The sequence below is a fragment of the Promicromonospora sp. NPDC060204 genome (assembly GCF_042728455.1).
Lineage (GTDB): Bacteria > Actinomycetota > Actinomycetes > Actinomycetales > Cellulomonadaceae > Promicromonospora.
In genome coordinates, this window is record NZ_JBHWZO010000358.1 from 1 (window position 1) to 5,203 (window position 5,203).

The window sequence follows — 5,203 nt, forward strand, 5'->3', positions numbered from 1 at the left end:
TCTTTGGACTGCCCCAAAGAGGAGAAACCCGGGCCTCAAAGGGGAGTTGTGCACCGGCCCCGCAGCGCGCGGCCGGACCCCGGCGCCTGTTGCGGCACCCGCGGTCGTGTCACGTACCGGACGCCGCCGGACGGCGTCGGCCCCACGCCGCGACGACCTCCCGGCAGGACGCCAGGTCGTCGTCCGCGACCAGCAGCACCAGGTTGCCGACGTGGTCGCTGTACTGGACCCGCACGTTGACGCGGGCGTCGCCCAAGCGCCGGGCGAGCGTGCCGAGCTGACCCGGTGTCTCCTGGTCGAGCCGGGCCAGGACGACGTCGCGCACCACCGCCGGCCCGAGCCCCGCGGCCGTGACGGCCCGCAGCGCCCGGGCGCCGTCCTGCACCAGGTAGTGCGCGACCGCGACGTCGCCCACCGTGAAGACGCCGCCGCCCTCCAGGCTGACGCCCGCCGCGCCGAGGGCCTCGCCCAGGTCGGCGAGCGCCCCGGGCCGGTCGGGCAGGCGGACCTCCAGGTCCCGCAGGTGGGTGCTCATCCGACCGTCACCGCTCCGAACAGGACCGTCAGGGCGACCTCGACGGGGACGGCCAGGGAGGCGGCCACGTAGCAGGCGTGGTGCGCCTGCTCGGCGAGCTCCTGCACGAGCGTCTCGTCGGTGCCGGCGGCCACGCGGACGGTCACGGCCAGGCGGATCGCGCCGAGGCGCGCGGGCGTCGCGGTCAGGTCAAGGTGGCTGGTGGCCGCGTCGTCGTAGGCGAGCACGTCCACCCCGGCGCGGGCGGCGGCGCCGAGAAAGGAGAGCATCTGGCACGACGACGCCGCCATCACCACGAGCTGCTCCGGGTTGAGCCGGTCGGGGTCGCCGCGGAAGGCGGAGTCGGCGCTCAGCTCGACGACCGGGGTGGCGGGTGCGGCGGTCGCGACGTGGTCGCGGGAGTAGGAGCGGAGGCCGCCGCCGGTGGAACCGGCCCAGTGCAGGCGGGTGGCGTAGGGGTGGGACGGCGGGGCGGTCTGTAGCTGGCTCATGCCGGGACGGTAGGTCGGAAACCCTTCGGTGGACGCCGAAATGTCCGCGCCGTACCGTCGGGCGATGACCCGGGACCGAGACTTCACCGTGGTGGGCCGGGCGCTGTCCACGCCGGCGCGCTCCGTGTTCCTCAACCTGCTCCTGGACGGCACCCGCCGTCCGGCGGGCGAGCTGGCGACGGCAGCGGGCGTGAGCGGGTCGACCGCCTCGGAGCACCTGGCCGTCCTGGTCGACGCCGGCCTCGTCACCGCCCGCGCCCAGGGGCGGCGCCGCTACTACGCCCTGGCGGGGCCGGACGTCGCGGCCGCGCTGGAGTCCCTCGGCGTGCTGGCCGACGCCGCGCCCGTCTCGGGGTACCGCCGCAGCCGCCGGGCCGAGTACCTGGCCGCCGCGCGGTTCTGCTACGACCATCTCGCCGGGCGCCTGGGCACGGGCCTGACGGACGCCTGGGTGCGGTCCGGCTGGCTCGCCGGCCGCGACGAGCTGACCCTGACCGACGCGGGCGCGGTCGGCCTGGGCGAGCTCGGGGTGGACGTCGACGGCGCCGTCGCCGCGCGGCGTCCGACCACGCGGGCCTGCCTCGACTGGACGGAGCGCCGGCCGCACCTGGCCGGGGCGCTCGGCTCCGCCGTCGGCTCGCGGTTTCTCGACGCCGGCTGGGTGACCCGGCACCGGTCGGGCCGTGGCCTGGACGTGACCGAGTCGGGCCGCGCGCTGATCCGGCAGACGTGGGCCGTAGACCTGGCAGACACCCCAACCCCGTGACCGTTGAGTGCTGGGTTCTTGCTCGTTTCTGTGTGCCAGAAGCGCAAATACCCAGCACTCAATGAGGCCGGCGGGACGGGGCCGACGGGACGCGGCGGGCGGGCGCGGTCGTCAGGCAGCGGCCGGGGCCGTCAGGCCCAGGAGCGCCAGGCTGTTCCGCCAGAGCGCGTCGAGCTGCGACGGGTCGTTGAACACCTTGGCGAAGAGCACGAGCCCCTCGAGCTGGGCGACGATCGCCTTGGCGGCGGCGTCGACGCCGTCGGCCAGGGGCTGGACGTCCCCGGACTCGACGGCGGCGGCGAGCCGCGCCGAGATCATCTCGATCTGCTCGTCGAAGATCTCCTGCAGGCGCAGCCGCACCGGCTCGTTCTGGGAGCTGACCTCCAGGGCGAGGTTGCCGAACAGGCAGCCCGCGACCCAGCCGGTGCCGGTCAGGGCGTCGACCTGCATCTGCGCGGTGGCGTCGAACAGGCCGCGCAGCCGCTCGAGCAGGGTGCCGGGGCCGTCGAGGATCCCGGTCCACACGCCCTTCTGCCAGGTCCAGTGCCGGTCGATCACGGCCAGCGCCAGCGCCTCCTTGGACGGGAAGAAGTAGTAGAACGACCCCTTGTTCACGCCGGCGCGCGTGCACAGCTCCGCGACGCCGATCGAACCGTAGGGGCGCTGGGAGAACAGTTCCACGCCCGCTTCGATCAGGCGTTCACGACCATCTGAGCTTCTCGGCATGTTGACAGCATACGACCGGTCAACTATAAATGGGAACCCCAGTAGTTGACCGACCGTCTACAAAGAAAGAAGACCATGAGCACTCACAAGGTTGCCGTCATCACCGGAGCCTCCCAGGGCATCGGCGCCGGCCTGGTCGACGCGTACCGCCAGCTCGGGTACGCCGTCGTCGCCAACTCGCGCTCCATCGACCGGGACGAGGCCGACGACCTCGCCGTCGTCAGCGGAGACATCTCCGACCCCGCGACCGCGGACCGGATCATCAAGACCGCCGTCGAGCGCTTCGGCCGCGTCGACACGGTCGTGAACAACGCGGGCGTGTTCATCGCCAAGCGGTTCACCGACTACACCGCGGCGGACCTCGAGACCATGGTCAGCATCAACGTCGCCGGCTTCTTCCACCTCACGCAGCGGGCGATCCCCCTGATGCAGGCGGCCGGCGGCGGCCACGTGGTGAGCATCACCACGACCCTCGTCGAGAGCCCGCTGTCGGTGTTCCCGTCCGCACTCGCGTCCGTGACCAAGGGCGGGATCGCCTCGGCCACGCGTGCCCTGGCGATCGAGTACGCGGCCGAGAACATCCGCTTCAACGCCGTCTCCCCCGGCGTCATCAAGACCCCGATGCACCCGGAGGAGACCCACGAGACCCTCGCGGGCCTACACCCGCTGGGGCGCATGGGCGAGATCGACGACGTCGCCCGCGGCGTCCTCTACCTGGAGCAGTCACCCTTCGTGACGGGCGAGTTCCTGCACGTCGACGGCGGGCAGATCGCGGGCCACTGACCCGTCCGGGGCGGCCCACCCGGGCCGCCCCACGCTCGGCCGGGCATCCCGGCCACGCAGCTCGACCGGCCCCCGGACCGGGACAAGGAGAAAAGCTCATGGTCCAGCACGAGACCAGCCGGCACGACACCAGCCAGGCAGGAACCAGCCAGGAGACCCTCAACCAGGACGACGCCGCCGGGGTGATCTCCGCGCTGCTCGACCGCTGGTCCGACGGCATCCGCCGCCGCGACCTGCCGCACATCGCCGCGCAGTTCACGCCGGACGCCCTGTTCCAGGGCTTCGACCCCGAACCGTCGTTCGGGCGGGACGCCGTCTCGGCGTACTACGGCAAGCAGCCCGTGGGCCTGACTGCCGAGTACACCCTGATCCGCACCAGCGCGCTGGGTGACGACGCGGCCCTCGGCTATGCCGCGGTCGCGTTCCACCGCCCCGGCGGACCCGTGAATGTCTACCTCACCGTCGCGGCGGTGCGCGACGAGGACCGCTGGCTGATCAGCCACTACCACGTCTCGCGCATCCAGTAGCGAGTCAGCGGACCGCGCCAGCCCCGGGGTCAGCGAGCGGCAGGGTCAGCGAGCGGGGTCAGCGAGCGGCAGGGTCGGCGTCCCGATCATCAGCGGGCGCGGCGTCCCGGCCCGCCGCCGTCGCCTCCAGCAGGTCGGCCAGCGCGCGCAGGCGCTGCGCGACCTGCTCCCCCAGCGGCGTCAGCCCGTACTCCACGCGCGGCGGGATGGTGGTGACGACGTCGCGCGTGACCATGCCGTCCCGCTCCAGGGCCTGCAGCGTCTGGGACAGCATCTTCTCGCTGACCCCCTCGACGCGGCGGCGCAGCGCGTTGAACCGGTAGCTGCCCTCCCCCAGCGCGAGCAGCGCAAGCGAGGCCCACTTGGACGTGACCACCTCGAAGGCGGCCCGGGACGTGCAGCCCCGGGCGAAGACGTCGGTCACCAGCTCCTGCGGCGGCCCGGTCGGGGCGTCGCCCGGCAGGTCGGCGGGTTCCAGGTCGGCGAGGCTCACGACACGAGGATACCGCGCGCGATCGGAATGTGGTGTACTTTCGATTCGTTAGTGCTATCCACCGGCAACTGCCCACCGTGCCGGAACCACGCCGAAACCTGGAGAGACCACATGACCACCTACGCCGTCACCGGAGCCACCGGACACCTGGGCCGCCTCGTCGTGCAGGAGCTGCTGTCCCGCGGCGTCCCCGCCGCCGACGTCGTCGCCATCGCCCGCACCCCCGAGAAGGCCGCCGACCTCGCCGAGCTCGGCGCGCAGGTCCGCGAGGGCGACTACGACCGTCCGGAGACCCTGGCCACGGCGCTGGTCGGCGTGCAGCGGCTGCTGCTCGTCTCCGGCAGCGAGCCCGGCGCGCGCGTGCCGCAGCACACCGCGGTGATCGACGCCGCGAAGGCCGCCGGCGTCGAGCGCATCGCCTACACCAGCATCCTCAACGCGGACGACACCACCAACCCGCTCGCCGGGGAGCACCAGGCCACCGAGCAGGTGCTGCGCGCGTCGGGCCTGCCCGTGACCCTGCTGCGCAACGGCTGGTACACCGAGAACTACACCGCGCGGATCGGCGAGTTCGTCGAGCGCGGCGAGATCGTCGGGGCCACGGGCGACGGTAAGGTCTCCGCCGCGCCCCGCGCCGACTACGCCGGCGCGGCGGCCGCCGCCCTGCTCGCCGACGACGCCGCTGCCGGCTCTGCCGACGGCTCTGCTGACGGCTCTGCCGACGGCACCGCCGCGCCCGTCGTCGTCCACGAGCTCGGCGGACCCGCGTTCACGTTCACCGAGCTCGCCGCGACGATCGCCGACGCCACCGGTGCGCCGGTCGCCTACCGCGACCTGACGGTCGAGGCCTTCGCCGCCGACCTGCAGCAGGCGGGCCTCGAC

General features: G+C 73.2%; 8 protein-coding genes. 4 read left to right on the forward strand and 4 right to left on the reverse strand.

Going from position 1 to position 5,203, the window contains the following annotated elements:
- Positions 1–109 precede the first annotated feature (109 nt).
- Positions 110–535 (reverse strand): ACT domain-containing protein, encoded by a 426-nt coding sequence (locus tag ACFWEJ_RS27070; RefSeq protein WP_377232271.1) that lies wholly within the window; start codon positions 533–535, stop codon positions 110–112.
- Positions 532–1,026 (reverse strand): OsmC family protein, encoded by a 495-nt coding sequence (locus tag ACFWEJ_RS27075; RefSeq protein ID WP_377232272.1) that lies wholly within the window; start codon positions 1,024–1,026, stop codon positions 532–534. Before ACFWEJ_RS27075 ends, ACFWEJ_RS27070 begins: the two co-directional genes overlap by 4 nt.
- Positions 1,027–1,090: 64 nt before the next feature.
- Between ACFWEJ_RS27075 and ACFWEJ_RS27080 the strand changes: the two genes are divergently transcribed.
- Positions 1,091–1,792, forward strand: coding sequence for an ArsR/SmtB family transcription factor (locus ACFWEJ_RS27080; protein WP_377232273.1), 702 nt, complete (start codon positions 1,091–1,093; stop codon positions 1,790–1,792).
- 111 nt (positions 1,793–1,903) lie between these two features.
- Here ACFWEJ_RS27080 and ACFWEJ_RS27085 read toward each other — a convergent pair whose 3' ends face one another.
- Positions 1,904–2,518, reverse strand: a complete 615-nt coding sequence (locus tag ACFWEJ_RS27085) for a TetR/AcrR family transcriptional regulator (protein WP_377232274.1) — start codon at positions 2,516–2,518, stop codon at positions 1,904–1,906.
- A 75-nt stretch (positions 2,519–2,593) separates the two neighbouring features.
- Between ACFWEJ_RS27085 and ACFWEJ_RS27090 the strand changes: the two genes are divergently transcribed.
- Together ACFWEJ_RS27090 and ACFWEJ_RS27095 are read left to right on the forward strand one after the other, a co-directional pair.
- Complete coding sequence (locus tag ACFWEJ_RS27090; protein ID WP_377232275.1) at positions 2,594–3,301, forward strand: SDR family NAD(P)-dependent oxidoreductase; 708 nt, start codon at positions 2,594–2,596, stop codon at positions 3,299–3,301.
- A 98-nt stretch (positions 3,302–3,399) separates the two neighbouring features.
- Positions 3,400–3,828 carry an SgcJ/EcaC family oxidoreductase gene (locus ACFWEJ_RS27095; RefSeq protein ID WP_377232276.1) on the forward strand — a complete coding sequence of 143 codons (429 nt, stop codon included), beginning with the start codon at positions 3,400–3,402 and terminating at the stop codon, positions 3,826–3,828.
- Positions 3,829–3,886: 58 nt separating this feature from the next.
- Here ACFWEJ_RS27095 and ACFWEJ_RS27100 read toward each other — a convergent pair whose 3' ends face one another.
- On the reverse strand, positions 3,887–4,321 hold the full coding sequence (locus tag ACFWEJ_RS27100; RefSeq protein ID WP_377232277.1) for a winged helix-turn-helix transcriptional regulator: 435 nt from the start codon (positions 4,319–4,321) through the stop codon (positions 3,887–3,889).
- 111 nt (positions 4,322–4,432) lie between these two features.
- Between ACFWEJ_RS27100 and ACFWEJ_RS27105 the strand changes: the two genes are divergently transcribed.
- On the forward strand, positions 4,433–5,203 hold a 771-nt coding region (locus tag ACFWEJ_RS27105), incomplete at its 3' end, for an NAD(P)H-binding protein (protein ID WP_377232278.1).